Here is a 24,857-nt window from a genome sequence, read left to right on the forward strand (position 1 = left end):
AAAGCCTAAAAAATATAGCAATGAAGATATTTTTAAAATATAAAAAGCATGTTGTAGTAGTAGCTTTACTCTTACTTGCTTTTACTTCGCAGAAAGCCGTAGCTCAACAGGAGCCTCTGTATACACAATACATGTTTAATACAGTTTCGGTAAATCCTGCATATGCAGGAACGCGCGATGCGATGAATGTGTTATTCTTGTCACGTCACCAGTGGACTGGTATGGATGGAGCGCCAAAAACATATGATTTCACAATGCACACACCACTTAATAATTACCGCATGGGTTTAGGTTTGTCCATTGTTTCTGATAGTTATGGGCCAGTTAATAATTACTACATCAACTTTAATTATGCTTATCGTGTAAAGCTTAATGAAAAGATGACACTTTCCATGGGTGTTAAAGGAGGTATTTATAACTACTATGTTGATTTAAATGGGCTTAATGTCGGAGAAGAGGATCCATCATTTAGTTCAGATTTTGAACAAAAGCTTCAGCCAAATGCCGGACTAGGTCTTTACTTATATACCGACAAGTATTACATTGGTGCATCCGTTCCTAAATTAATATCGACGGATCTAAGCGGAAACCAAACAACAACAAGTACCCTGGGTGAACTTAAACAACATTTCTTTTTGATGGGTGGATATGTGATGGATTTAAATAGCGAGTTTAAGTTTAAGCCATCTGTTATTACTAAGATGGTTCAAGGTGCACCTCCTTCAACCGATTTAACAGCTCAGTTTTTATACCGTGGTACTTATTGGATTGGAGCTACTTATCGTATTGGTGATGCAGTTGCGTTTATTGGTAATATTCAAGTTAATAAGCAGTTGATGGTTGGTTATTCTTACGACTATTCGGTTTCGGAATTAAGTCATTATAACAATGGCTCTCACGAAATAATTATAAGTTACGATTTTGATGGCTTCTTGAAAAACAAAGTTAAGTCACCAAGATATTTTTAATCAAACAACCTAAGCAATACAATATAACATGAGTAATCGATATAAATCCATAATATTATTTCTGCTGTTGTGCTTCGTTTTTGAGGGAGTATCAAGTCAATCTTTTAAGCAGAAGTTAGATAGCTTGTACTCGTCTTATCGAATCGACAGAGCTGATAAAGCGTTTGATAATATGGCCTATAAAAAAGCCATTGACCGTTATGAGAAGATGCATGTCAAACAGCAACTGCCAGATTCGGTCAAGGGGAAATTGGCCATGGCTTATTTTAAAGTGAGTGATACACAAAAAGCTGAAGAAGTATTCGCCAGTGCTAGCGCAGGCAGCTTAAATGAAGAGGAGCTTTTTATTTATGCACAAACCTTGAAATACAATGGAAAATACAGTCAGGCGGATGATTTAATGAATCAATACCATAAACTGAATGCAGCCGATTCAAGAGGGGAGAAGCAATTAAATGCAAGACCTGTCATTGAAAAGATATTATCTGAAGAGCGTTACTTAATTGAAGAAGTAGACTTTAATTCGACAGAATCGGATTTCGCACCTTATGTACTAAAGGATGAATTATTTTTTAGTTCGGCTCGAGATGTTGATTTTGTAATTAAAAGAGAATACGCATGGAAAGAAACACCTTATTTAAACCTCTTTAATACGCGTATAAAAGAGGATGGTGATTTTTCCAATCCAAAAATTTTTTCAAGTGATATGCGTTCGATGTATCACGATGGTCCTGTTTGTTTTAGTGCTGATGGTGAAGAAATGTTTCTAACACGAAATGCTTACCATACAATGCTAAAGAAAGGTGAGGATGGGTATAACAATCTTAGAATTCTTCGCTCTACTAAATTAATTGATGGTAGCTGGAGTAAACCAGAAGAATTACCATTTAACAACCCTGCCTATTCATGTGGTCATGCCTACTTGGTGGCCGACGGTAGTAAGTTGTATTTTACTTCAGATATGCCTGGAGGTTTCGGTGGAGCAGATATCTATTACGTAGAACGTAATGGTGATAGTTGGGGAGAACCGGTAAATATGGGTGCTCAAATCAATACCGAAGGTGAAGAAATGTTTCCTTTCGAAGGCAAAAATGAACAAGTCTATTTTGCCTCTAACGGCCATTTAGGCGTAGGTGGTTTGGATATATTTGTTGCCAATAAAAGTATAGATGGCTATCAAGTGAAGAATATGGGTTATCCTATCAATACTGAGAAAGATGATTTCTCCTTATACATGATGGCTGATGGTATTAATGGTTATTTTGCTTCGAACCGTGAAGGAGGCAAAGGTGATGATGATATCTATCGTTTTAAAGTACTAAAGGAGATTGCTTTCAAGCGTCCGTTAAATGGCCGTTTGATCGATCAGAATACCAAACAAATAATTGCCCATACACCTGTTGAGCTACGCGGACCGGATGGTGCCATAGTTGCTAGTTTAGTTACGGATGCCAATGGTATCATAAGCACTGAATTGGAAGAGATGGCTTCGGTAACAGCTATTGTTAATGCCGAAGATTATTTTCCATATGAAGAAACGGTACAATTGGATACTGAAACAACAGAGTTTGAGTTAGCTCTTGTGCCACGTCCTTATTATGGCATTTATGGATCAGTCTTTTTGTTACCTGATATGACAGCAATTCCAAATGTAACAATGAAGATACAGTCAAAAAGTGGTGCTTTAAATGAACTATCAACAGGCGAAGATGGTAATTTCAAAACCAAATTATTGGCCGATACCGAATATGACATTGTATTTACAAAGAAGCAGTTTTTTACCAAACGTGTTAATTATAGTACCGTTGGTAGAGATACTGGTTATGTGAATTTAAACGAATTCATGGAACTTGAATTAGAAGAAGCTGTGGTTGGAAAAAGTATTGAGATAAATGTGCTTTATGATTTGGGGAAATGGGATATTCGTGAAGATGCAGCCGTTGAGTTAGATGATATGGTTCAATTTTTATTGGATAATCCTGATATTCAAATTGAACTAGGTTCACATACCGATGCGCGAGGAAGCCAATCGAGTAATCAACGCTTATCACAGAAACGTGCTGAATCAGCTGTGAATTATATGGTTGAGAAAGGCATTAGCCAGGATAGAATGACTGCCACAGGTTATGGTGAAACACGCCTTAAGAATAAATGCGCCGATGGTGTTCGTTGTTCCGAGGAGGAGCATCAGGCCAATCGTCGTACAGAAGTAACCATTGTTGCAATGTAATATATTAACGATATAGAATCGGGGGGAAGGGGCTCTTTCGCGCTTTATTAGTTTAAAGTGTGGAGGAGCCTTTTTTAATGCGAACCAGACTTTTTAAAATTCGTTTCATTCCCAAATATAAACCATTCAATATCGAATTAATCGTATTGATCCCTTTTGCACATGAGTTAATAAAGTGACTTGTTAATTTTAAGATATAGTTAACCCATTTCTTGAAATTGATTCAAATGCGCTTTATAATCTATTTAATATCAATATTGTCTCTAATTGGCTGCGAGAAGGATCTGACAGAAAATGCCTTTGTCAAGAAAAAGACCTATACCAGCACGCAGAATATTATCAATTATAATCGCTTGGTTAAGAAATCGAAAACAGAGTTTAAACCGTTTAAACTTGCATTGTGGTCGAATCATGAAGGCAATAATAATTTGCTAAGGGCGCATATGAGTTCAGTATTTAAAGTTGATTTTGGTATTCATTTAGGCGATTTTACAGCTAGCGCTGAACAAAGTGAATATGAAGGCTATATTGAAGCTTGCAAGCAATGGGAGCCGCCGATAATGACGGTAAAAGGGGAATTAGACGGTGGTGAATTATTTGAGAACTATTTTGGTTCTAGCAGCTTTAGCTTCGAATACAATACATGTAAATTTATTGTGTTGGATAATACTACTGAAACGCAAGATTTAGAATGGTTTAGGAAGGAGTTGGAGTGCGACGATAGCAATGTTTATACCATCGTTCTGTCCCACCTAGTTAGTAAAGAAACATTTGATGAAGAAGTTTGGAATAATTACGATGAACTCATTCGTTCCAATAATGTTGACCTTGTCATTCATGGCTATGAAAGTGATTTCATCCAAAGTGTTGATTCAAAAGTATTAATAGTTCCGCCCGCCTATCATCAACAAATAGCAATACTTAATTTTACCGAATCAGGTATACAAATTCAGCATTCTAGTATTTAATCAAACGAATTCCTCCAGGCTTGCCTCATGAGTAGTTAACTTTAAGGATTTTCTTTATTGAAGTAAATAAATAAGGGCAATACCTTTGTCAGGTGTTGAATCAACGCATTTTTTCTTACTTTTATATCAAGTCTAAATACGTAACCTTATCAATATGATCAGAAAGCTGTTGTTATTTTCCCTTGTTGCTTTTGTTATCAGTTCATTGTGCGCGCAAGATGTGTCGGATTCTTTGTTAACAAAACAAGTGTATACTTTCAAGATATTCCGAGAAATTGGAAGTACTTCATGGATTCATACGCAAGAAGCATTTGCAGAAGCTGAGGCAATGAATGCCGATGTAATTCTCTTGCACATGAATACCTATGGAGGGCAAGTTGTATTCGCTGATTCAATTCGTACAAAAATTTTGAATAGTGATATACCAGTACACGTGTTTATCGATAATAATGCGGCATCAGCCGGTGCATTAATTTCAGTTGCTTGCGACAGTATTTATATGCGCCCGGGAGCAAATATAGGTGCGGCTACGGTGGTTAATCAGAGTGGTGAGAAAATGCCAGACAAGTATCAGTCTTACATGCGTTCAACGATTCGTTCTACAGCGGAGGCACATGGTAAAGATACTGTTGTGGTAGGCAAAGATACGACTTATGTTTGGCGACGCGATCCTCATGTGGCTGAAGCAATGGTTGATGAGAGTATTTATATTGCTGGTGTTGTTGATACAGGAAAGATTTTAACCTTTACCACTCTGGAAGCTATCGAACATGGCTTCTGCGAAGGTCAGGCTGATAACCTTAGGGAAGTCTTGGAACACCTGGAGATATATGAATATGAAATGCATTCGTTTGAACCTTCCGTTTACGACGGAATAAAAGGCTTTTTAACAAGCCCGGTATTGCAAGGTATACTGATTTTAGTAATTATGGGAGGCATCTATTTCGAACTGCAATCACCGGGAATTGGATTCCCACTGTTGGCTGCATTAATAGCTGCAGTATTATATTTTTCACCACTGTATATTGATGGATTAGCTGCCAATTGGGAGATTATACTCTTTATAGTCGGACTGGTGCTTATAGGGCTTGAAGTTTTTGTGATTCCTGGTTTCGGTGTTGCTGGTGTTTCCGGTATTATATTGGTTGTATTTGGACTGACGGTGAGTATGCTTGATAATGATTGGTTCGATTTTGCTCCTGTTGGAATGAATAAGATGTTTGAAGCATTGGGTGTTGTTTTATCAGGTTTCTTTGGAGCGTTTTTAGCCATTATATATTTAAGTAAGAAATTATTGACCTCAAGTACCTTTGGCGCTAAAATAGCATTGCAGACAGAAGAGACAGTTGAACTTGGATATATTGGAGTTGAAGCATCAATGCAGGATGTGGTTGGTGAGTATGGTGTTGCAGCTACAACATTACGACCATCGGGTAAAGTAATCGTTGGGAACGAAACCTACGATGCAGTTGCCGAAACTGGTTTTATTGTAAAAGATACCAAGGTAAAGGTAAGTCGTTTTTCGCATGGTCAATTATATGTGATCAAGACAGATTAAAAATATTATTTAATGGAAAAGCAACGATGCGCTTGGTGCGAGGGGTCTGACTTATATCGTGCTTATCACGATAACGAATGGGGTGTGCCTTTACACGATGATGATCTGTTATTTGAGTTCTTAATACTGGAAGGGTTTCAGGCTGGATTAAGTTGGTCAACTATTCTTAATAAGCGAGAAAATTTCCGAATAGCTTTTGATAGTTTTGATGCCCGTATTGTGGCGAACTATAATGATGAAAAGCTTGAGGAATTAATGAATAATGCTGGCATTATTCGAAATCGATTAAAAATAAAAGCCGCCATTACCAACGCCAAATTATTTCTTGAAAAGCAAAAAGAGTTTGGTTCATTCGACAAGTATATTTGGCAATTCACTTCTTATAAAACCATAACTAATCGTTTCAAAGAATTAGCTGAGGTGCCTGCTACAAGCGCCATTTCTGATGCCATGAGCAAGCAATTGAAAAAGGATGGATTTAAATTTGTTGGCTCTACTATTTGTTATGCCTTCATGCAAGCCACTGGCATGGTTAATGATCATGTGTTGAGTTGTTATAGGTATGGTGAAATAATATGAATGTAGATGTGATCATTTTTTACTCTAGCGACATTTTTTTTCATGAGATTTATTCTATGTAGTACTTGGGGTCAAGTATTATTCCATTTTTTAAAAAGACAAAATTGTTGTAATGATTAATTAAAACTAAACTTAGCAAATGAAACAAGTAATTTTATTGTTAGTGGTGTCGTTATGCGCTAGCGTTGGCTTTTCACAGAAACTAAAAACAACGATAGGTGAGCCAAATGTTATTGAAGGAGATAAAAATATAAATATTGTCTTCACCTACAACAATCTGAAAGTAGGTAAAATGGAAGAAAGCGCATATGTTAAGCGCGAAATTAAAGAACGCGATACGAAGAAGGAAGGAACTGGTAACGAGTGGGCAATCTTATGGAAAAAGGATAAAGTTGAGTGTTATCCTGATGGGTTCATAAAACTATTTAATAAATACGGCGAAAAGTTGTTTGATGCTACAGTTGTTCCGAATACAATAGATTCGAAGTATACAATTGAAGTAAATACCTCATATATAGAACCAGGTTTTAATGCTGCAATAATAAGAAGACCCTCAGAAACTAATCATGAGATAAGAATTTATGAAACTGCTAATCCTGATGTTATCATCCATAGTCTTGAACTTGAAGGTAGTTATAGTAACAGTAATAACAGTGCTATGGATGGTGGTGATTATTATAGCGCCAGTCAAAGAATTAGAGAGTCTTTTGCTAGAGCTGCTAAAGAATATTGCAAGTTTATCTACAAAGAACATATCAAATAGAAAGTTTTTTTCACTTTCGTTTTTTAATACAAACAAGAGTGCTTAAAGGAAATTGTAAACCTCCGCTTTTAGTGGAGGTTTTTTTCATTAAATAGTAAAAGATAGCATCTGATGCTTGCTTATAAAACCACTTCTTTCAAGCGTTTTTTGTGAGGCAATATTGTCAATGGCACATCCGCATGAAGGGATTAATTCATTTGCTTCAGCAAGGCTTTTTAGATGGAGTATTATTTGGGCACCAATTCCCTTTTTACGATAATCTGGATGAACCCAAACACCCAAGTCACAGAAATTCCAATCTTGATGTGTTTTGATAATCATGCCGCAGCCAATCAGTTGATTGTGCTTACGAAATAATATTACTTTTTCTTTTTGAATAAACTGATGTAGTTGTTCTTCAGTTTCAAACAACTCCTTAATTGATTCATCCTGCTGCATTAAAAGAGGAATATTAACTTCGCTGGCATTTCTGTAATTTATTTCAGCATCTATTGATAGCACTTTTTCTTTAAAGTCGCGAAATAACAAACCAAGAGGTGAGGCTTGTAGCCCTTTTAATTCGCACATGGATAATAGATCTGTATCAAAGGACTTACAATAGATCTTTTTAATGTTCAGCTCCTTCAGAACTAGTTCAAAATAATTTTGGCTTTTCTCTTTAAACTCTTCCTTGATATGGAATTCAAGAAGCACATGTTCATCGTTGACAATAGCATATGCAATGTTTGTTTCATCGGATTTGAGTAGATAATATGAAGCGTTCTGAATCGTAATTTCAAGAAATAACTCCTGAAACAAAGTAAGGCCGCTTAGGTAAGCTAACCTTAGTTTTTCTATTTGTGCGTAACTGCTTGCGATTATTTGCATCTGGCTTATATTCTTAAATGCCATTAGCTAGAAGCTAATAGCTATCAGCTATCAGCTATCAGCTTTTTTTTACTTCACCAAAAAATCAAACATCTTTTCGCCTTGCAAATAACCTTGCATACGGTCGTTGATAGTGATTGGGCCTACGCCAGCAGGTGTTCCTGTGTAAATTAAATCACCAATCTTAAGTGTGAAGAATTGCGACACATGTGCAATGATTTCATCGATTGGGTAAATCATTAGTGAGGTATTTCCATTTTGACGAGTTTCGTCGTTTACATTTAAATGGAAATCGATGTTTTGTACATCCTTAAATTTATCCTTTGAAACAAATTCCGACAAAACGGCCGAACCATCAAATGCCTTGGCTTTCTCCCAAGGCAAGCCTTTTTCTTTCAGTTTACTTTGTAAATCGCGCGCCGTAAAATCTATACCCAAACCAATTTCATCGAAATAGCGATGTGCGAATTGTGGGGCAATATTTTTCCCAAGACGGTTGATCTTAATAACCACTTCTACTTCATAATGAAAATCCTTAGCAAAATCAGGAATGAAGAAAGGTTTATTCTTCAAAAGAAGTGCGGAGTCAGGCTTAGAAAATATGACTGGTTCACCAGGCATTTGATTGTTAAGCTCCTTAATATGATCGACGTAATTACGGCCTATACATAGAATCTTCATCGGGGGAATTATTTTTTATTAAAACTACGAAGTTTAATATTGGTCAATACCTTCTTGGTGAATAATGGGAAATCACCTTTCATCATCCATCCATAATACGAAGGATCTTTGGCTAGTATATCTTCTACTGATTTTCCTTTGTGTTTTCCAAAGTTGAATACTTCTACACCATTCTCGTCGAAGATGATACGACCAATGAAATCGACATTTTTATTAAACGATGAGAAATCATTTAGAAACTCAACATCATTTTCTAACTCAGGATAACGATCCAACTGAGCCATTAAAACTTCGTAAGTGGCACGGGTGTCGGCCTCTGCTGAGTGAGCATTGGTTAAATCCTTGTCGCAGTAGAATTTATAGGCGGCTACCAAAGTACGCTTCTCCATTTTGTGGAAGATGGTTTGCACATCAACAAACTTACGCTTCTTCATGTCGAAATCAATATCGGCACGAATAAACTCTTCAGCCAAAAGTGGAATGTCAAACTTGTTGGAATTAAAACCACTTAAATCACAACCTTCAATTAGTTTGGCAACTTTTTTACCAATTTCCTTAAAGGTGGGTGCATCTTTTACATCTTCATCGTAAATGCCATGTATCTCCGAAGTAACCTTGGGTATTGGAACCTCAGGGTTTACTCGATAACAAAACGACTCTTCACTGCCATCAACGTTAATTTTGAGTATTGCAATTTCTACGATACGATCTTTTGCGATATTAATACCAGTGGTTTCTAAATCGAAAAATGCAATAGGATTCTTAAGTTGAAGTTTCATCTAATAGTTGTTTTGTTATTATGTAATGTGTCTTTGTGCAAAAATAAATTATTCTTCGGGTTTTGTAACTATCAATTGTAAACGATTAGCAATGGCTTCGTACCATTTTTCAGGAACTTCTAATCGCTGACTGAAACTAGGAATGATGTCATCATCAATTTTTATGTCGTAAAAACCTGGTGTTAAGGCAATGATGAATTTTGCAGAGTCAGCTGAGGCTTTGTAACGACCGACGACATTACCCAATGTATCACACACCTCAATACGCGGTTCGTGAATTGGAATAACTAAACCTGTGTCAGTATCTAGACGGATGTCGCATTTTATAATGGCATTATAGGCTTCCTTCTCATTAAATATGACTTTGTAAATGTCGCGGCAACCTTCTCCTTCTGGACGAATGGCTGACACATAAGCATGTCGTTTACCATAAACCCACGATATGCTATAGTTGTCGTAGGTATCATTAATCGGGAAACCCATATTGATAGGTTCTCCCCACTCTTTACTTATCGGGTTCAGATCAGAATAATACAAATCATATCCACCCATCGATTGCTTGTTGTCAGATGAGAAATATAAACGGGTGCCGTCCTCAGATAATACCGGAAAATTTTCGTTTCCACTTGTATTAATCTTTCCTTTTAAAGGACGTGCTTCTCCCCAATAACCATTAGGAAGCTTGATGGCATAATATAAATCGGTATGGCCAGCAGCATCATCGCCCGAAAAGAAAATAGAATCCTGACCAGCAGTCATCCATACGCCATACTCCGAACCTTTTCCATCCAGCGGCGTTCCAAACTCTTCAATCAAATCGAAGTTGTGTTTACCGTTATATTTTGCATAGGCCATCATTTCATCATTATGCTTATTGTGATAAAACATCAGCTGTTTGCCATAGGGATCGATACCAGCAACCATTTCATCAAATACGCTATTAACCTTCGAACCTATCGTTTTTCCCTTCTCAAAACGGTGTTTGCTCATTTCTGCCACACATACATTGAAGTAATAGATACCAGCATAGGAGTTGTACCTTTTATCTGACGAATAAAAAAGTGTTTGCTCGTTATAGGTAATATATGGATTAATCTCATTTCGAGCCGTGTTTATTTCTTTACCAAGGTTGATGAAGCTAACGTCAATGGGGTTTTGTACCAGTATTTTAGCATTTTCTATCCAAAGAAGTAGTTGATCACTTTCTTTTTTAAGTTCGACGTTTTGACCTATTAGCGCTTTCTTTTTGCTAAGTATCTCTTTAGATTTATCGAATTGATGCGCATGAAATAAGGCAATAGCCATGTCCAAGTGAGCTTCTGCATCATTGGGTTTTAATTCAAGTAATTTTTCGATAAATGGAATGGCGCTTTCTCGTAAGGTATTGTCCTTGAGATGGCAAGTAATAATTTTTTTTAATAAATCAACATTATCCTTATCCTTTCGATAAAGCCGCTTATAATCCTTTAATGCTCTTTCGTAGTTGTAATACTTAAAATATTTATCGGCCCTCTGTTCGTACTTTTTTTGCCCAATGGCGTTTATTGAGAACAAAATAAGGAAAGCAAGTAGTAAATTTCTATTCATTGTACAGGTTCAGTCAAATACGATGCTAAAGAAAGTAAATTTGAAAGACTTATAAAAAGCTTAATCGACCTTTATATTTAAAAGCTCTGTCCTTGAACAAAGAATTAAGGTACTTGTTAAGTAATTATTGAAGAATGGTTGGAAATTATTTACGAAATGAATTGGATTAAGCTTATTAAAGCTCTTCTGGTTATTATAATGAGATAAATATGAAACGTAGACATTTTATAGGCATGCTTGGTTTAGGAACTGTTGGAGCATGTACGTCAGCAGGGAGCAGTAAAACAAGGTCGAATGCTGAGCAAAATGCCGTAAAATCGGCACCCATTTCAGGTCACTTCTTTCCGGCATTACCATTTGATTATAACGCTTTAGAACCGCACATAGATGCGGAAACCATGGCTTTGCATTACGATAAGCACCATCGTGGCTATTTCAAAAAGTTTACTGCTGCTATTGAAGATACTAATTTGGAAACAATGGCCATGCGTGATATTTTTGCCGAGGTTTCGAAACATGGTTTGGGCGTGCGAAATAACGGTGGAGGGTACTATAACCACATGCTTTTTTGGGAAAATTTAAGCCCTGAACAAACAGAGCCTTCTGCACGTTTTTTAAGTCATATCGTAAAGAACTTTAAATCTCTGGAAACTTTTAAGGAAACCTTTTTCAAAGCAGCTAAAACACGTTTTGGTAGCGGATGGGCATGGTTAATACTCACTGATGATCGTAAATTAGAGGTTGTATCTACGCCAAATCAAGATAATCCTTTGATGGATGTTGTTGAGAAACGTGGTATTCCGTTAATGACCATTGATGTGTGGGAGCATGCTTATTATTTGAATTATCAGAATAGGAGAGGTGATTATATAAATGCCTTCTGGAATGTTGTAAACTGGAAAGTGGTAAGTAAGCGATTCGAAAAAGCTTTAAAAGGAGAGTGGTTAGGTTAGGAAAATATTACTTTCAATAATAAATTCGCAAAAGCCCTTAAATTTTAAGGGCTTTTCTTGTATTTTCACCATTGTACAAAATATCTTAACAGATGAGAAAGATCCTTTTGCTTTTTGCACATCCTATTCTTCAGAAGTCAAGAATTAATTCTGCTATGATTGATGCAGTTAGAAATGTAGAAGGACTTACGACTCATAATCTGTACGAAGAATATCCTGATTTTTTTATTGATGTAAAACGTGAGCAACAATTACTTTTAGAGCATGACATTATTATCTGGCAGCATCCTTTCTACTGGTATAGTGCACCTGCCATTTTAAAAGAATGGTTTGATTTGGTATTGGAACATGGTTTTGCCTATGGTAGCGAAGGTGAGGCCTTGAAAGGAAAAATGGCAATGTCGGTAATTACAACTGGTGGTAAAAAAGAATCTTATGCCACAGGCGGATTGAATTCGTATCCGATAAACCAGTTTTTATTACCCTATGAGCAATCTTGTAATTTATGTCAGATGACTTACTTGCCTCCATTTGTAGTGCATGGTACACATTTATTATCAGAAAGAGGTATTGATTTATTAAAGGTGGACTACCTAAAGCTTATGGCTTTGCTAAAGGATAAAAACATTGGTCTGGACGAAATAGATAATACGATGTTTGTCAACCAATATTTAAACGAATAAGTATGCACCTCGATTCTATATTTTTTCAAATAATGATTTACCTCTTGGCAGCGGTTATTCTGGTGCCTCTAGCCAAACGTATAGGACTTGGTTCTGTACTAGGCTATTTATTAGCGGGTATTGTTATTGGTCCATTTGTTCTCGGATTAGTTGGTAGTGAAGGAGCTGATGTAATGCATATTGCTGAATTTGGAGTGGTAATTATGCTATTTCTGATTGGTTTGGAGCTCCACCCTAATATGCTGTGGCGTATGAAACGGCTTATATTTGGCTTGGGTGGTTTGCAGATTGGTATTACAGCCTTTATTATTAGTGTTTTTGGAGCCCTCATGTGGCTCGATACCGCACAAGCCATTACCACAGGGTTAATATTAGCTTTATCTTCTACCGCAATTGTAATTCAGACTTTATCAGAAAAAGGCTTACTTCAAACCATCGGTGGAAAACATAGCTTTTCTGTTTTGCTAATGCAAGACATCTCGGTTGTTCCCATATTTGCAATTGTGGCTTTTATGGCCACATCAAATAACTCTATTGCCATGGGTGGAGATATGGTTGAAGATGTTGTTGTATTGGAGGGTTGGCAGAATCTCTTGCTTGTGATTGGAGCTGTGGCAACAATTATAGTAGGAGGGAAGTACCTCGCTCATTTTATTTTCAAGATTATTGCAGAAACGGGCTTGCGTGAGTTGTTTTTGGCAACCGCCTTACTGTTAGTTGTTAGTATTGCAATCGCCATGGATGCTGTTGGTTTATCGCCAGCCTTGGGTACTTTTTTGGCTGGTGTGGTTCTTGCTAATAGTGAATATAGGTATGAACTGGAAAATACGCTGGAGCCTTCCAAAGGAATGTTGTTGGGCTTGTTTTTTATTTCTGTTGGTGTCAGCATTAATTTCACCTTATTAAAAGATCAGTTTGTGCTTATTTTAGGATTACTATTTGTCCTTTTGGTGGTGAAATTAATTGTCTTATTTGTGCTTGGTAAGCTGTTTAAACTTAATTTAAGGCAGAATTTGCTATTCACATTTAGTTTAGCACAAGCCGGCGAATTTGGTTTTGTTCTAATTTCCTTTGCCTCTCAAAACGGTATATACGATGAATTTACAGGAGGTATCCTTTTAATTGTTGTCGCTTTATCCATGTTGATAACTCCGGTTCTCTTTATTGTGAATGAAAAGATTATATTACCTGGTTTATCTATTAAGAAAGAAACGGAAGTGAAGGCTGATGCAATTGAGGATAATACCAATCCTGTGATTATTGCTGGCTTTGGTCGATTTGGTATGGTACTTGGCCGTTTTTTAAATGCCAATGGCATTAAATCAACCATTCTTGATATCAATCCACACAATATCCAATACCTGAAGAAGTTTGGTTACAAAGTGTATTATGGCGATATAACTAAACCTGAGATGCTCGAAGCTGCGGGAGCTGCCAATGCCAAGGTATTGGTGATTGTTATGGGGGATCGTATGCAGATTGATAAACTCATAAAAGTTGCAAGTAAGAAATACCCGCATCTTAAATTGGTAGTTCGTGCGGTGGATGCAGCCCACGATTTAGAATTAATAAATAAGGAAGTGGCCTCGCACCGACAGGAAACCTTTGATTCGGCAGTGAGTCTGGGTGCTGATGCACTCGAGAATCTTGGTGTAAGCAGATATCAGGCACATCGCGCTGCCACTACATTTAAACATCAGGATTTAAGGTTTATGCGTAACCTTCAGAAGCGTTATGGTGAAGACGATGCGCATTTTGTGATGGAGACGAAACGTTTTTCTGAGCACATCGAGAACATACTACTCATGCAACAAAAGCACCCGTACCAAGATATGGATTGTGCATGGGATACGGATACCTTGATTGATGAAGCGAAAGAATCACAAGAGGAAATTAGAAAAGGTTGAAAATTTGAAGAGTACTATTTAATTCTTGACGTTGTTGTTTCAAGTGCAAAAGTGTTTTTACTGCACGTTCATTCTGCTATTATTAGGGTTCATTCCAAACCTTATACTATAAACTTAAGGCATTGTATTTCTTTGGCAGAAAATAACTTTTGCCATGAGAAAAATACTTTTTACAATCCTTTTAATAATTATTTGTACACCTAATTACGCTCAGAATAGTGTAATCGATACTTATGTGCTTAAAGGCATTGAGAGTAACCTTGTATTACAGCAGCGTGAGTTGGCCTTACAAAGTTCAATCTTAAAACTAAGAGAGGCAAGGGGGCTATTTATGCCTCAGGTAAACTTTAGTAGCCGATTAACCATGAACAAAGGAGGTCGGTCATTTGAATTTCCGATTGGCGATTTGGTCAATCCCATTTATCAATCCTTAAATGCCTTAACCCAGAGCCAGTTTCCTACCATGGGAAACCAAAGTTTTCAACTGATGCCCGAAGAGGAACAGGAAGCTAAGTTATCGGTTTATCAGCCCGTTTATAATCGAAGTTTGATATTAAATAATAAGATTCAAAAGGAAGCGATTGGCATCAGTGAAGCAGAGCTTTTACGTTATCGTCAAACCTTAACCTTTCAGATAAAAGAAGCCTATTATAATGTGTTGCGAAGCAAGCAAATTCTTGACTTAGTAGAATCAACAAAAGCTTTGGTAAATGAGAATCTGAGAGTGAGTCAGAAATTACTTGAAAACGATGTGGTAACCAAAGAAGTTGTTTTACGATCGCGCACTGAGGTTAACCGCATTGAGTTAAATGAAACGGAAGCTCAAAAAGGTTTCCAACTTGCCATTAACTATTTGAATTTTTTAACGAACCAACCCTTGGATACGCCAATTGAAATAGTTGAGTCTATTCAATTGGGTTTACTTCCTAATGTAGGCAATGCTGAAGAGTTAGCACTTGACAGGCGTTCAGAGCTAAAGCAAATAACGCATCAGGTTAATAGTGTTGGATATTTGGCTAAAATGCATCAAGCTGAGAATTTGCCAAATGTTAGTTTGGTAGGCGATTATGGCTACCTAAGCCAAGACTACCATTTTAATAACAATAATGATTTCTTCTCAGGTTCGGTGGTTTTAAACTGGACCTTATTTAAAGGTACCGTAAACAAACAAAAGAAAGCTCAAGCTAAACTTCAACAACAACAGCTAGTTCTGGCTAAACAAGATTTACAGAATGGAATAAGGCTGGAGGTAAAAGAGAGTATACTTGAAATGAAACGCCAAAATACTAATGTTAGTTTAAATAAAACACGAAGTATTGAGGCATCAGAAGTGTATCGGATTAGCGAAAAGAAGTACCGTTTGGGCGAGCTATCTCTAATCGAATTAATTGATGCACGAACCAATATGACAGAGGCGGAATTTACCGCCATCATAAGCAAGTTTGATTATATGTTGAGTATGGCAAAATATGAGTATGTAACAGCTTCTTTCAATCCTCAATAGTACTATTCATTCCGAAAAATGTTGGCTTCGTTCCAAAGCAATCGTTCAGAAATGCAGTCAATCTCCATATTTGTTCGAATAATTCATAAATATTAAAACCATAACCATGCAAACAAATAACTTACCCCAAAGGAATTTAAATCTTATAAAAGGAACATTTATAATTCTAAGTTTGATTTTATCAAGCCTTGGTTTTTACAGCTGTACCGAATTAAAAGCTACTGCTCCTGAAAATGAGGAGTCTGAACTTGCCATCCCAATCAAAACTGCCAATGTCAAGTCTGAATCAATAGCCATTCCAATTGGTATTTCAGGGACACTTTCGCCTCAGAAAGAAACACGACTGAGCTTTAAGGTTGGCGGCGTTGTAAAAAGTGTTTTGGTGGAAGAAGGAGATAGGGTAAAAGCAGGGCAGCTTTTAGCAACTATAAATTTAGATGAAATTAACGCACAGGTGCAACAGGCCAAATCTGGCCTTGAGAAAGCAGAGCGCGATTATAAACGTGCCACAGCCTTGTATGCTGATAGTGTTGGAACATTGGAGCGTCTTCAGAATGCGAAAACGGCGCTTGATATGGCAAATGCACATTTAATAATGTTGAAGCATAACCAGCAATATTCTTCAATTGTAGCTCCGGATGATGGCATTGTTTTAAAGAAGTTCATTGAGGAGAATGAGTTAATAGGAATAGGAAATCCCGTTTTTTTATATGCATCAACAAATAATAGTTGGATGATAAAAGTTGGATTAACCGACAAAGATGTGATTCGCATAAAAGAAGGCGATAAGGCCATTGTAACTTTAGATGCATGGGATGATAAAGAGTTAGAAGGAAAAGTGACCCTTATTGGTGATTCTCCCCATTCTCAAACCGGTTTATACACAATTGAACTTAGCGTAAGCACGGATGATCTGGAAGTTAAACCTGGTTTTTTTGCACGGGCTATTATTCAGCCAAGCAATAAGCAGGATTACACTATGATTCCAATAGAGGCACTTCACGAAGGTTTAGGCGATAAGGCGAGCATCTTTATACTTGATAAAGATCGAGTGCAAAAAGAACAAATAATAGTTAAGCATATTATCAATGAGCATTTAGCTTTAGTTGGAAACGATGACTTAATAAACCGGCAGGTTGTTGTTGAAAGCGCTCGTGAGCTAAAAAGTAATCAGTTGGTTAGTTTAAATTCGAAATAATAGTAAGATGCAATTACCACGTTTAGCCATAAATAATTATCAGTTTACTATTGTTATTGTGCTGATGCTTTCCGTTTTAGGAATCGTATCCTATCGCACAATGCCTAAATCGGAAGACCCATACGTAGAGTATAAAGCAACTAATATATTAGTTGTTAATCCGGGTTCATCTCCTGAAGATATGGAGACTTTAGTGGCCAATCCTATTGAGGAAGCAATTAATGAGTTGGCTTACATTAAGACCATTTCAACAGAGATTACGGATGGTGTTTGTTTTTTATTCATCGAATTCGAATACGGTAACGATTATAATAATATCCATCGCGAAATTGTACAAAAGGTAAATGAGATTCGTGATGATTTACCGGAAACCATTGTTCGCATGGATGTTGATCAGCCATCCATATTGGATGTCAGCATTATGCAATTAGCCATAAGCTCCAGCGTGGAAGGGCCTGAAGTACTTAAGACAACGGCAAAAGATTTAAAACAAAAATTAGAAAGTACAGCCGGAGTTCGTGCGGTTGAGATGGAAGCCGAGAGAAGTCCAGAATTAAGCATTGTTTGTGACCTAGAAAAAATGGCACATTACAATTTGTCTTTAGGACAAGTTATGGCTACGCTGCAAAGTATAAATCGTAGTATACCAGGAGGAAGTGTTGATATTGGAAATAAACAATTCAATGTCTTGTCAAGTGGTTTGTTCAACGATTTAGATGCTATTCGCAATACGGTTTTAAGTGGAGCTAATAGCCATGTGGTTTACCTCAAGGATGTTGCCAAAGTTGAGTTTGATTACGAAAAGGAAAATGTTAAAGCCTATTTTAACGATCAACCTACAGTTTGGTTATCGGTTCGACAGAAAAAAGGAGTCAATATATACGATGTAAATAAACGGCTTGAAGAGCGAATTGAAGCGTTTAAGGGGGCGCTGTTAACAGATGTTGAAGTCAAATATGTATTTAAGCAAGCGGATAGTGTTAGCGCGCGTATTGGGCAATTTTCTTCTAGCTTTTTGCAAGGTATTCTTTTGGTTGGATTGATTGTGATGCTTGCGGTTGGTTTTAGAGCATCCGTAGTGGTGATTGTTTCAATTCCCCTTTCCATTCTAACAGCCATTGGTTTACTCGATTTTGGTGGCTATGGTTTGCAGCAAATGTCCATTGCGGGATTAATTATTGCTTTGGGTATGCTGGTCGATAATAGCATTGCCATTGTTGAGAATATTTACCGTTTTATAAAATTGGGCTACAAACCGGTTGAAGCAGCCGTGAAAGGTGCTTCCGAAATTGGACTCGCTTTGATCAGTTCAACAGCAACAACGGTCTTAGCTTTTGCTCCCATGTTAATGATGGGCAATGATGTTGGCGATTTTATAAAAACACTTGTACTTATCGTCATTTATGCTTTGTTGGCTTCGCTTTTTATAGCTTTAACTTTTGCTCCATTTATTAGTAGTAGAGTCTTAAAGAAGAAAAAGGAAAAAAATAAAAAATCGTTATTAGAACGTTTCATTACTAATTATTACAAACCTCTGGTTAAGGGTGCCATTAAGCGACCTGTTTTAACCATAGCGGTTTCACTCGTTGTGTTTATAGGTTCCATTGCTTTGATGCCCTATATAGGAGTGAGTTTTTTTCCAAAAGCGGAGAAAAATCAGTTGTTGGTTAACGTATCTACCCCTGAAGGAAGTAACTTAAGTTATACCGAGGGTGTGATGAAAGAAGTGAGTGAGGTGCTCAAAAGTTATCCGGAAGTTGATAATGTTGCTGTAACCATAGGAGAAGGAAACCCCATCGTTTATTATAACATGATGACTTTTAAACCTGCTGTTAACAAGGGACAATTACTGGCCGTTTTGGATGATTATGATAGTGAACGAATGCATTTAATAATTAAAGAATTAAGGCAGCGATTCGAAAGCTATAGCTCTGCTCAGGTTGAGGTGAAGGAATTTGCTCAGGGGCCACCAGTAAATGCGCCCATCGAAGTGCGTTTATTTTCAGATGATATGGAACAACTAAAATCCATGGCTTCTGATGTTGAGCTAATGTTGCGAAAAGCCCCTGCTGCAATAAATGTAAATAACCCGATTGGTAAGGATAGAACAGCCTTGAAGATTAAAATCAACTATGATAAGGCTGGTATGCTTGGGGTTGGTGTTTTAGATATCGATATGGCCGTTCGTGCTGCTGTAAACGGACTAAATATTGGCAATTATCAGGATGCTTTGGGTGAAGATTATGATATTATCTTAAAATCAAATATGGTTGGGAACAATGATATTCCGGCCTTGGATCGCATTTTTATACCTTCGCACAAAGGTGGTCAGATACCGCTTTCACAAGTGGCCGATATTGCGTTTGATAAAAATATTAAACGCATTGATCACTACGATCTGGAACGGTATATTACTGTTACAGCCGATGTGGATGAGAATATCGAAAGCATTGCTAAGGTGACCAGTGAATTGATGTTAGAACTTGAGCAATACGATTTCCCTAATGGTACACGATATATGATGGGAGGTGAGCAAGAAAGCAGGGATGAAAGTTTTGGAAGCTTAGGGCAAGCCTTAATAATTGCTTTACTTGGCATTTTCGCAGTTTTGGTATTGCAATTTAAGTCCTTCTCGCAACCATTGATTATATTCTCAGCCATACCCTTGTCTATTTCAGGTGCTTTTGTTGCATTGTTTATTACAGGATATTCATTCTCATTTATGGCCTTTGTTGGTTTAACCAGTTTGATGGGGATTGTTATTAATAGTAGTATCATTCTTGTCGATTATGCCAATCAGAAACGGTTGGAAGGAAGCAATATTTTGGAAAGTGTTGTGGAAGCTGCGCAAACGCGTTTTACACCAATACTACTTACCACTATCACAACTGTAGGAGGTTTGTTACCTTTAACACTTCGTGGAGGTGATATGTGGGCGCCAATGGGATGGGCCATTATTGGAGGTTTAATTCTGTCAACAGGGTTAACCTTAGTGCTTGTTCCTGTATTGTATAATCTTTTAACGAGAAAGAAATAGCATAAACAAATTAACCAGTTTACCCGAATAACTAATAGAATGCCTTATTTTTAAGACCGTTTTTATATTAGAATAAAATTATGAAGATCACCTGGAAGACATTTAAGTGGTTTATTTTTGCAGGACTATTACCAGCCTTGTTTTTTAAGATACAGCATTTCTATTTTGAAGGATTTGGGGCTGATTTTAATATTTTCCGTGATTTTCTATTATGGTTAATTATTTCCGTAGTGCTCACTTCTTCTATTGCATATGTTGTATTATCTGAAATAATTTGGCTTGAAAAGAAATTGCCTTGGAAGAAGCATCAGTTGATTCGTGTTATTGTAGAGGTGTGCTTAACCAATGCAACGGTTATTATAGCAATGGTTTTGGTTAATTTTTTCCTGTATCCTTTGCATGAGTACCTTCAAATGAGTCACTCATTTACTTTTAAGGAGCATTTATTCCAAGAAATCACGATGGGGATTGTAATTAATGCCTTGTTGGTATCATTAGCCGAAGGTGCATTCTTCTTTAATCAATGGAAAGATAGTGTATTGTTATCTGAGCGTTTGCAAAAGGAGAATATGCAGTCTCAACTTGAAGTATTAAAAAGTCAGGTTAATCCACATTTTCTATTTAATAGTCTGAATGTGCTTTCCTCATTAGTGCACGATGATGCAGATAAAGCAGAAGAGTTTATTGATGAGTTTGCCTCAGTGTATCGTTATATTTTAAATATTCAAGGACGCACTGCAGTTAGCCTGCGAGAAGAGCTACATTTCTTAGATTCCTATGTTTTTCTGCAAAAGATTAGGTTCGAAGATGGTTTAAATATGCATTTGCACATTGATGAGGCATATTTGAATAAGTATTTGCCGCCGCTTTCATTACAGATGTTAGTTGAGAATGCCATAAAGCATAATGTGGTTGGAAAAGAACAGCCTCTGGATATAAAAATATTTATTGAAAAAGATAAGCTGGCTATTGTTAATACTTTGCAAGTACGACAAGTGGAAGCAAGTGGTACTGGTATGGGATTAAAGAATTTAAGAGAACGTTACTTCCGAATTGCTGGTCTGGAACCGGTGTTTGAGAAGACAGAGAAAGAGTATGTAGCACATATTCCTTTGTTTGAAGGAGAACATACAGATGCTATTGGAACAAATGAAAGTGATTCGTTTAAATGTCACTCGTTTAAGATGGGCATATTTAAAACTAATTGTAAACGCCATAAGCACCATTCGTAAATGAAAGTATTAATTGTAGAAGATGAGCGTATTGCTGCCAATAAATTGGAGAGGCAGCTCTTGCAATTAGATGCGAATATTTCTATTGAAAATAAAATAGAATCGGTTGCAAGTACCGTGAAATGGTTGGCAGAAAACCAGGTTGATTTAATTTTTCTGGATATACATTTATCCGATGGTTTATCCTTTGGTATTTTTGATGATATTGAGGTTAAGGTACCTGTAATTTTCACTACTGCATACGATCAATATGCCATTCAGGCATTCAAAGTAAATAGTGTAGATTACCTATTGAAACCAATAAATAAGTATGATCTGGAGCGTAGTTTAGATAAATTCAAAAACTATCATGCAAATGAACCAGTTGTTGATTATAAGGAAATAATGCAAGCCATGAAATCTGATTCACTGCAGTATCAAAAACGTTTCATGGTAATGGTGGGTGAGCGAATAATGTCTATTTGTATCGATGATGTTGCTTATTTCTTTGCTGAGGGTAAATACGTTTTTATTGTTGATAAGCAAGGGGAACGTTACTTAATCGATTTTACTTTAGATAAATTAGTTGAAGTACTTGATCCGAGTGTTTATTTTAGAGTCAATCGTCAGATAATAATTCGAATTGATGCAATAAAACAAATGCACAGCTGGTTTAAGAGGCGGGTTAAAATTGATCTAATGCCGGATTTTGACAAGGAGGTGATAGTAAGTAACGAGCGGGTAAAAGATTTTAAAAAATGGTTAAATAGTTAAGCGTTTTGAATCATAGATATTGTTGTTTCCCTTACTAGTTCTAGCTTTTGTTGAAAGTGTATTTTTTCAATTCTTTACTTTATGGCACATTTATTGATGTTCATTTAATAATATTAACAGAAATGAATGCCATGAGGGAAGAGATAAAGAGAAAGTTAATAGCTAGAGATATGGTTTTAGAACTTTTGTTAACTGTAATCGTTTCAGCATTGCTTTTATTAATTGCGTATGTCACCTTGCATATGCTGTAACTATCAGGTTATAAATATAAAAAGGCTACATTGTCTACAGAGCTTGTTTAGTCTTGTTTCATAAAAATACTTAAAAGAGTGGATATTCGGATATAAAGGTCTTAAATTAAGAAAAGAATTGAGACGTTATGGGAAGAATGGGTAGTGTATTAGCAGTGGATGCTAATAAGGATGTTGTGTATGCTCTAAAGTCTTTATTGGAGGTGCATGTGAAGAGGTTTGATTCGGTGAATAGCCCATGTCAAGTCACAAAGTTTTTAAAGAGTCATGAGTATGACGTCGTTATCCTGGCACTTGATATTGAAACAGAAAGTAAACAGAAGGATGCAGGTTTTAAAGTTTTGCATCATATCCTAAAGCATAATGAAAATGCGAATGTCTTATTTTACACACCGCATGGACGAATTGAAGATACCGTAAATGCGATTAAATCGGGAGCCAAGGATGTGATTAAAACACCTTGGGAAAATGAGCGACTTGTTCAGAAAGTATTATCCTATTTAAAAAAGGAAGAAAGCCCACCAATTAAAAAGAAACCATCCAATGGTGATATAAAGTTTATTTATCGATCACCGTGCATGCAGGAGATTGTGCGTACCATAAATAAGGTTGCGCCATCTGATGCAAATGTATTAGTATTAGGGGAAAATGGAACAGGGAAGGAGCTTGTAGCAGATGCACTTCACAAGGTTTCATCGAGGAAAAAGAATTTATTACTAAGTGTTGATATGGGATCCTTAAGTGAATCCTTATTTGAGAACGAATTATTTGGTCATTCTAAAGGAGCCTATACTGATGCTAAAGCAGCATGTCCTGGACGATTTGAGATGGCACATGGAGGCACTGTATTTCTCGATGAGATTGGCAACCTTAATTTATCTTGTCAATCAAAACTTTTAACAGTAATTGAAAAGCGTGAAATAACTCGTATTGGTGAATCGAAACCTCGACCGATTGATGTGAGGTTGGTGTGCGCTACTAATAAATCAATTTACCAAATGGTAAAGGATGATGAGTTTCGGCAGGATTTATTATATAGAATTAATACGGTTGAAATAGTTTTACCTCCACTTCGTGAGAGAAAGGAAGACATTCCTTTATTAGTATCACATTTTATAACCTTGTATTGCAGCCATTATCGAAAGCCACCAATGAAGGTAGATAAGTCTGCACTCCGATGCATGATGGATTACGCATGGCCTGGTAATGTGAGGGAGCTTCAGCATGCGGTTGAAAAAGGGGTTATTATGGCTGATAATAATCTGCTGTCCAAAAAAGATTTATGTCATCATAATGGTGATAGTTATGGCGACGATGTGTATTTCGATACTTATAACCTTGAAGAGATTGAGCGACACGTCATCAATAAAGTACTGCAAACACAGGAAGGCAATCTTACGCATTCGGCAGAGGCATTAGGAATAACGCGTACAGCCTTATATCGACGAATTAGAAAGTATGGTTTATAGTTCCATCTGGTTTTCGATGCGTTGATATTATTTATATTAAACCTTTTTTATCTTCGTAGAGCAAAATGACAAAATCATGAATATTGTTTTAATTGGTTCTGGTAATGTAGCAACACAATTGGGTTTAGCTCTGGTTAAAAGAGGACATAGAATATCACAGGTATTTAGTAGAACTCATACTAACGCAGAAGTGCTGGCGAATAAGTTATCGTCTAAGGCCATTAGTTGTAAGAGTGAACTAAATTTGCAAGCTGAACTTTACATTGTATCGGTTAAGGATGATGCTTTGGTAGAGTTTATTGCAGATTTACCTGAATTGAAAGGTATAGTGTGTCATACAGCAGGTAGTGTAGATGTGCAAGTATTGAATCGTTTTGATCAATATGGTGTTTTTTATCCATTCCAAACTTTTACCAAGGAAAAGCAAGTTGATTTTAAGCAAGTGCCAATTTTATTGGAAGCAGATAATGATAAGGTCTACAAGTGTTTATTGAAACTAGCAGAAAGCTTATCTGACAAAGTAAGCAAGGCCAGTTCTCAACAACGTGGCCAACTGCATGTTGCTGCTGTTTTTGCTTGTAATTTTGTCAATCACATGTATCGTCTATCCGAAGATTTATTGGATGATAGTGGACTATCATTTGAATTATTAAACCCTTTAATTAAAGAAACAGCTGATAAGGTAATGAGCCTTTCACCTCGATTAACACAAACCGGACCGGCTAGTAGAAACGATCAATTGATTATTCAAAAACATATGCGCTTATTGAAGGGTAATGAACCTTTTGAATCTATTTATAAAAACTTAACTGAATCGATATTAGCTTTGAGCAAGAGTAAATAAAGTATTGTTCTCTTCTAATTCCATTTTACATCACAGGATAGCTATA

At 36.7% G+C, this 24,857-nt stretch carries 20 protein-coding genes; 16 read left to right on the plus strand and 4 right to left on the minus strand.

The window, feature by feature from the left end:
- Window positions 1-20: 20 nt before the first annotated feature.
- From ACRD7B_RS16965 to ACRD7B_RS16990, 6 genes are all read left to right on the plus strand, one after another.
- Window positions 21-968: a PorP/SprF family type IX secretion system membrane protein gene (locus ACRD7B_RS16965; RefSeq protein WP_430825798.1), complete on the plus strand. Its 948-nt coding sequence runs from the start codon at window positions 21-23 to the stop codon at window positions 966-968.
- Between the two features lie 28 nt (window positions 969-996).
- Complete coding sequence (locus ACRD7B_RS16970; protein ID WP_430825799.1) at window positions 997-3,198, plus strand: OmpA family protein; 2,202 nt, start codon at window positions 997-999, stop codon at window positions 3,196-3,198.
- A gap of 227 nt (window positions 3,199-3,425) precedes the next feature.
- The gene (locus ACRD7B_RS16975) at window positions 3,426-4,166 is read left to right on the plus strand and encodes a metallophosphoesterase family protein (RefSeq protein ID WP_430825800.1); all 741 of its coding nucleotides are present in this window, start codon (window positions 3,426-3,428) and stop codon (window positions 4,164-4,166) included.
- 154 nt (window positions 4,167-4,320) lie between these two features.
- Window positions 4,321-5,724: an NfeD family protein gene (locus ACRD7B_RS16980; RefSeq protein WP_430825801.1), complete on the plus strand. Its 1,404-nt coding sequence runs from the start codon at window positions 4,321-4,323 to the stop codon at window positions 5,722-5,724.
- A gap of 12 nt (window positions 5,725-5,736) precedes the next feature.
- Window positions 5,737-6,303, plus strand: a complete 567-nt coding sequence (locus tag ACRD7B_RS16985) for a DNA-3-methyladenine glycosylase I (protein ID WP_430825802.1) — start codon at window positions 5,737-5,739, stop codon at window positions 6,301-6,303.
- A gap of 139 nt (window positions 6,304-6,442) precedes the next feature.
- Window positions 6,443-7,066, plus strand: coding sequence for a hypothetical protein (locus ACRD7B_RS16990; RefSeq protein WP_430825803.1), 624 nt, complete (start codon window positions 6,443-6,445; stop codon window positions 7,064-7,066).
- An 87-nt stretch (window positions 7,067-7,153) separates the two neighbouring features.
- On the opposite strand, the gene ACRD7B_RS16995 is transcribed toward ACRD7B_RS16990, so the two are convergent.
- Genes ACRD7B_RS16995 through ACRD7B_RS17010 form a run of 4 tightly spaced genes read right to left on the minus strand, consistent with a single transcriptional unit; the run spans window position 7,154 to window position 10,980 of the window.
- Window positions 7,154-7,957: a GNAT family N-acetyltransferase gene (locus ACRD7B_RS16995; protein ID WP_430825804.1), complete on the minus strand. Its 804-nt coding sequence runs from the start codon at window positions 7,955-7,957 to the stop codon at window positions 7,154-7,156.
- 45 nt (window positions 7,958-8,002) lie between these two features.
- The gene (locus ACRD7B_RS17000; protein WP_430825805.1) at window positions 8,003-8,614 is read right to left on the minus strand and encodes a fumarylacetoacetate hydrolase family protein; all 612 of its coding nucleotides are present in this window, start codon (window positions 8,612-8,614) and stop codon (window positions 8,003-8,005) included.
- 8 nt (window positions 8,615-8,622) lie between these two features.
- Complete coding sequence (locus tag ACRD7B_RS17005; protein WP_430825806.1) at window positions 8,623-9,393, minus strand: exonuclease domain-containing protein; 771 nt, start codon at window positions 9,391-9,393, stop codon at window positions 8,623-8,625.
- Window positions 9,394-9,441: 48 nt separating this feature from the next.
- Window positions 9,442-10,980: a tetratricopeptide repeat protein gene (locus ACRD7B_RS17010; RefSeq protein ID WP_430825807.1), complete on the minus strand. Its 1,539-nt coding sequence runs from the start codon at window positions 10,978-10,980 to the stop codon at window positions 9,442-9,444.
- A 209-nt stretch (window positions 10,981-11,189) separates the two neighbouring features.
- On the opposite strand from ACRD7B_RS17010, the gene ACRD7B_RS17015 reads away from it, so the two are divergent.
- From ACRD7B_RS17015 to ACRD7B_RS17060, 10 genes are all read left to right on the plus strand, one after another.
- Entirely contained in the window at window positions 11,190-11,933 is a 744-nt protein-coding gene (locus tag ACRD7B_RS17015; protein ID WP_430825808.1) for a superoxide dismutase, read from the plus strand.
- Between the two features lie 92 nt (window positions 11,934-12,025).
- Window positions 12,026-12,616 carry an NAD(P)H-dependent oxidoreductase gene (locus tag ACRD7B_RS17020; protein WP_430825809.1) on the plus strand — a complete coding sequence of 197 codons (591 nt, stop codon included), beginning with the start codon at window positions 12,026-12,028 and terminating at the stop codon, window positions 12,614-12,616.
- Between the two features lie 2 nt (window positions 12,617-12,618).
- On the plus strand, window positions 12,619-14,523 hold the full coding sequence (locus tag ACRD7B_RS17025; RefSeq protein ID WP_430825810.1) for a cation:proton antiporter domain-containing protein: 1,905 nt from the start codon (window positions 12,619-12,621) through the stop codon (window positions 14,521-14,523).
- Window positions 14,524-14,677: 154 nt separating this feature from the next.
- Window positions 14,678-16,027 carry a TolC family protein gene (locus ACRD7B_RS17030; RefSeq protein ID WP_430825811.1) on the plus strand — a complete coding sequence of 450 codons (1,350 nt, stop codon included), beginning with the start codon at window positions 14,678-14,680 and terminating at the stop codon, window positions 16,025-16,027.
- A 106-nt stretch (window positions 16,028-16,133) separates the two neighbouring features.
- Window positions 16,134-17,225 (plus strand): efflux RND transporter periplasmic adaptor subunit, encoded by a 1,092-nt coding sequence (locus tag ACRD7B_RS17035; protein ID WP_430825813.1) that lies wholly within the window; start codon window positions 16,134-16,136, stop codon window positions 17,223-17,225.
- A gap of 7 nt (window positions 17,226-17,232) precedes the next feature.
- Complete coding sequence (locus ACRD7B_RS17040) at window positions 17,233-20,262, plus strand: efflux RND transporter permease subunit (protein ID WP_430825814.1); 3,030 nt, start codon at window positions 17,233-17,235, stop codon at window positions 20,260-20,262.
- Window positions 20,263-20,342: 80 nt separating this feature from the next.
- Window positions 20,343-21,494 carry a sensor histidine kinase gene (locus ACRD7B_RS17045; RefSeq protein WP_430825815.1) on the plus strand — a complete coding sequence of 384 codons (1,152 nt, stop codon included), beginning with the start codon at window positions 20,343-20,345 and terminating at the stop codon, window positions 21,492-21,494.
- On the plus strand, window positions 21,495-22,247 hold the full coding sequence (locus ACRD7B_RS17050; protein WP_430825816.1) for a LytR/AlgR family response regulator transcription factor: 753 nt from the start codon (window positions 21,495-21,497) through the stop codon (window positions 22,245-22,247).
- 379 nt (window positions 22,248-22,626) lie between these two features.
- Window positions 22,627-23,967: a sigma-54-dependent transcriptional regulator gene (locus tag ACRD7B_RS17055; protein ID WP_430825817.1), complete on the plus strand. Its 1,341-nt coding sequence runs from the start codon at window positions 22,627-22,629 to the stop codon at window positions 23,965-23,967.
- Window positions 23,968-24,043: 76 nt separating this feature from the next.
- A complete protein-coding gene (locus tag ACRD7B_RS17060) occupies window positions 24,044-24,811 on the plus strand; it encodes a Rossmann-like and DUF2520 domain-containing protein (RefSeq protein WP_430825818.1) in 768 nt (255 codons plus the stop codon).
- Window positions 24,812-24,857: the final 46 nt, after the last annotated feature.

The sequence above is a fragment of the Carboxylicivirga fragile genome (assembly GCF_050589805.1).
Taxonomy (GTDB): domain Bacteria; phylum Bacteroidota; class Bacteroidia; order Bacteroidales; family Marinilabiliaceae; genus Carboxylicivirga; species Carboxylicivirga fragile.

Bases quoted from the DNA above. Each gene is read 5' to 3' on its own strand.
- ACRD7B_RS16975 (WP_430825800.1), top strand. From the start codon at position 3,426: ATGCGCTTTATAATCTATTTAATATCAATATTGTCTCTAATTGGCTGC.
- ACRD7B_RS16965 (WP_430825798.1), top strand. From the start codon at position 21: ATGAAGATATTTTTAAAATATAAAAAGCATGTTGTAGTAGTAGCTTTA.
- ACRD7B_RS16970 (WP_430825799.1), top strand. From the start codon at position 997: ATGAGTAATCGATATAAATCCATAATATTATTTCTGCTGTTGTGCTTC.
- ACRD7B_RS17040 (WP_430825814.1), top strand. From the start codon at position 17,233: ATGCAATTACCACGTTTAGCCATAAATAATTATCAGTTTACTATTGTT.
- ACRD7B_RS17035 (WP_430825813.1), top strand. From the start codon at position 16,134: ATGCAAACAAATAACTTACCCCAAAGGAATTTAAATCTTATAAAAGGA.
- ACRD7B_RS17045 (WP_430825815.1), top strand. From the start codon at position 20,343: ATGAAGATCACCTGGAAGACATTTAAGTGGTTTATTTTTGCAGGACTA.
- ACRD7B_RS17015 (WP_430825808.1), top strand. From the start codon at position 11,190: ATGAAACGTAGACATTTTATAGGCATGCTTGGTTTAGGAACTGTTGGA.
- ACRD7B_RS17050 (WP_430825816.1), top strand. From the start codon at position 21,495: ATGAAAGTATTAATTGTAGAAGATGAGCGTATTGCTGCCAATAAATTG.
- ACRD7B_RS17020 (WP_430825809.1), top strand. From the start codon at position 12,026: ATGAGAAAGATCCTTTTGCTTTTTGCACATCCTATTCTTCAGAAGTCA.
- ACRD7B_RS16995 (WP_430825804.1), bottom strand. From the start codon at position 7,957: ATGGCATTTAAGAATATAAGCCAGATGCAAATAATCGCAAGCAGTTAC.
- ACRD7B_RS17000 (WP_430825805.1), bottom strand. From the start codon at position 8,614: ATGAAGATTCTATGTATAGGCCGTAATTACGTCGATCATATTAAGGAG.
- ACRD7B_RS17030 (WP_430825811.1), top strand. From the start codon at position 14,678: ATGAGAAAAATACTTTTTACAATCCTTTTAATAATTATTTGTACACCT.
- ACRD7B_RS17060 (WP_430825818.1), top strand. From the start codon at position 24,044: ATGAATATTGTTTTAATTGGTTCTGGTAATGTAGCAACACAATTGGGT.
- ACRD7B_RS16985 (WP_430825802.1), top strand. From the start codon at position 5,737: ATGGAAAAGCAACGATGCGCTTGGTGCGAGGGGTCTGACTTATATCGT.
- ACRD7B_RS17010 (WP_430825807.1), bottom strand. From the start codon at position 10,980: ATGAATAGAAATTTACTACTTGCTTTCCTTATTTTGTTCTCAATAAAC.
- ACRD7B_RS16990 (WP_430825803.1), top strand. From the start codon at position 6,443: ATGAAACAAGTAATTTTATTGTTAGTGGTGTCGTTATGCGCTAGCGTT.
- ACRD7B_RS17055 (WP_430825817.1), top strand. From the start codon at position 22,627: ATGGGAAGAATGGGTAGTGTATTAGCAGTGGATGCTAATAAGGATGTT.
- ACRD7B_RS17005 (WP_430825806.1), bottom strand. From the start codon at position 9,393: ATGAAACTTCAACTTAAGAATCCTATTGCATTTTTCGATTTAGAAACC.
- ACRD7B_RS17025 (WP_430825810.1), top strand. From the start codon at position 12,619: ATGCACCTCGATTCTATATTTTTTCAAATAATGATTTACCTCTTGGCA.
- ACRD7B_RS16980 (WP_430825801.1), top strand. From the start codon at position 4,321: ATGATCAGAAAGCTGTTGTTATTTTCCCTTGTTGCTTTTGTTATCAGT.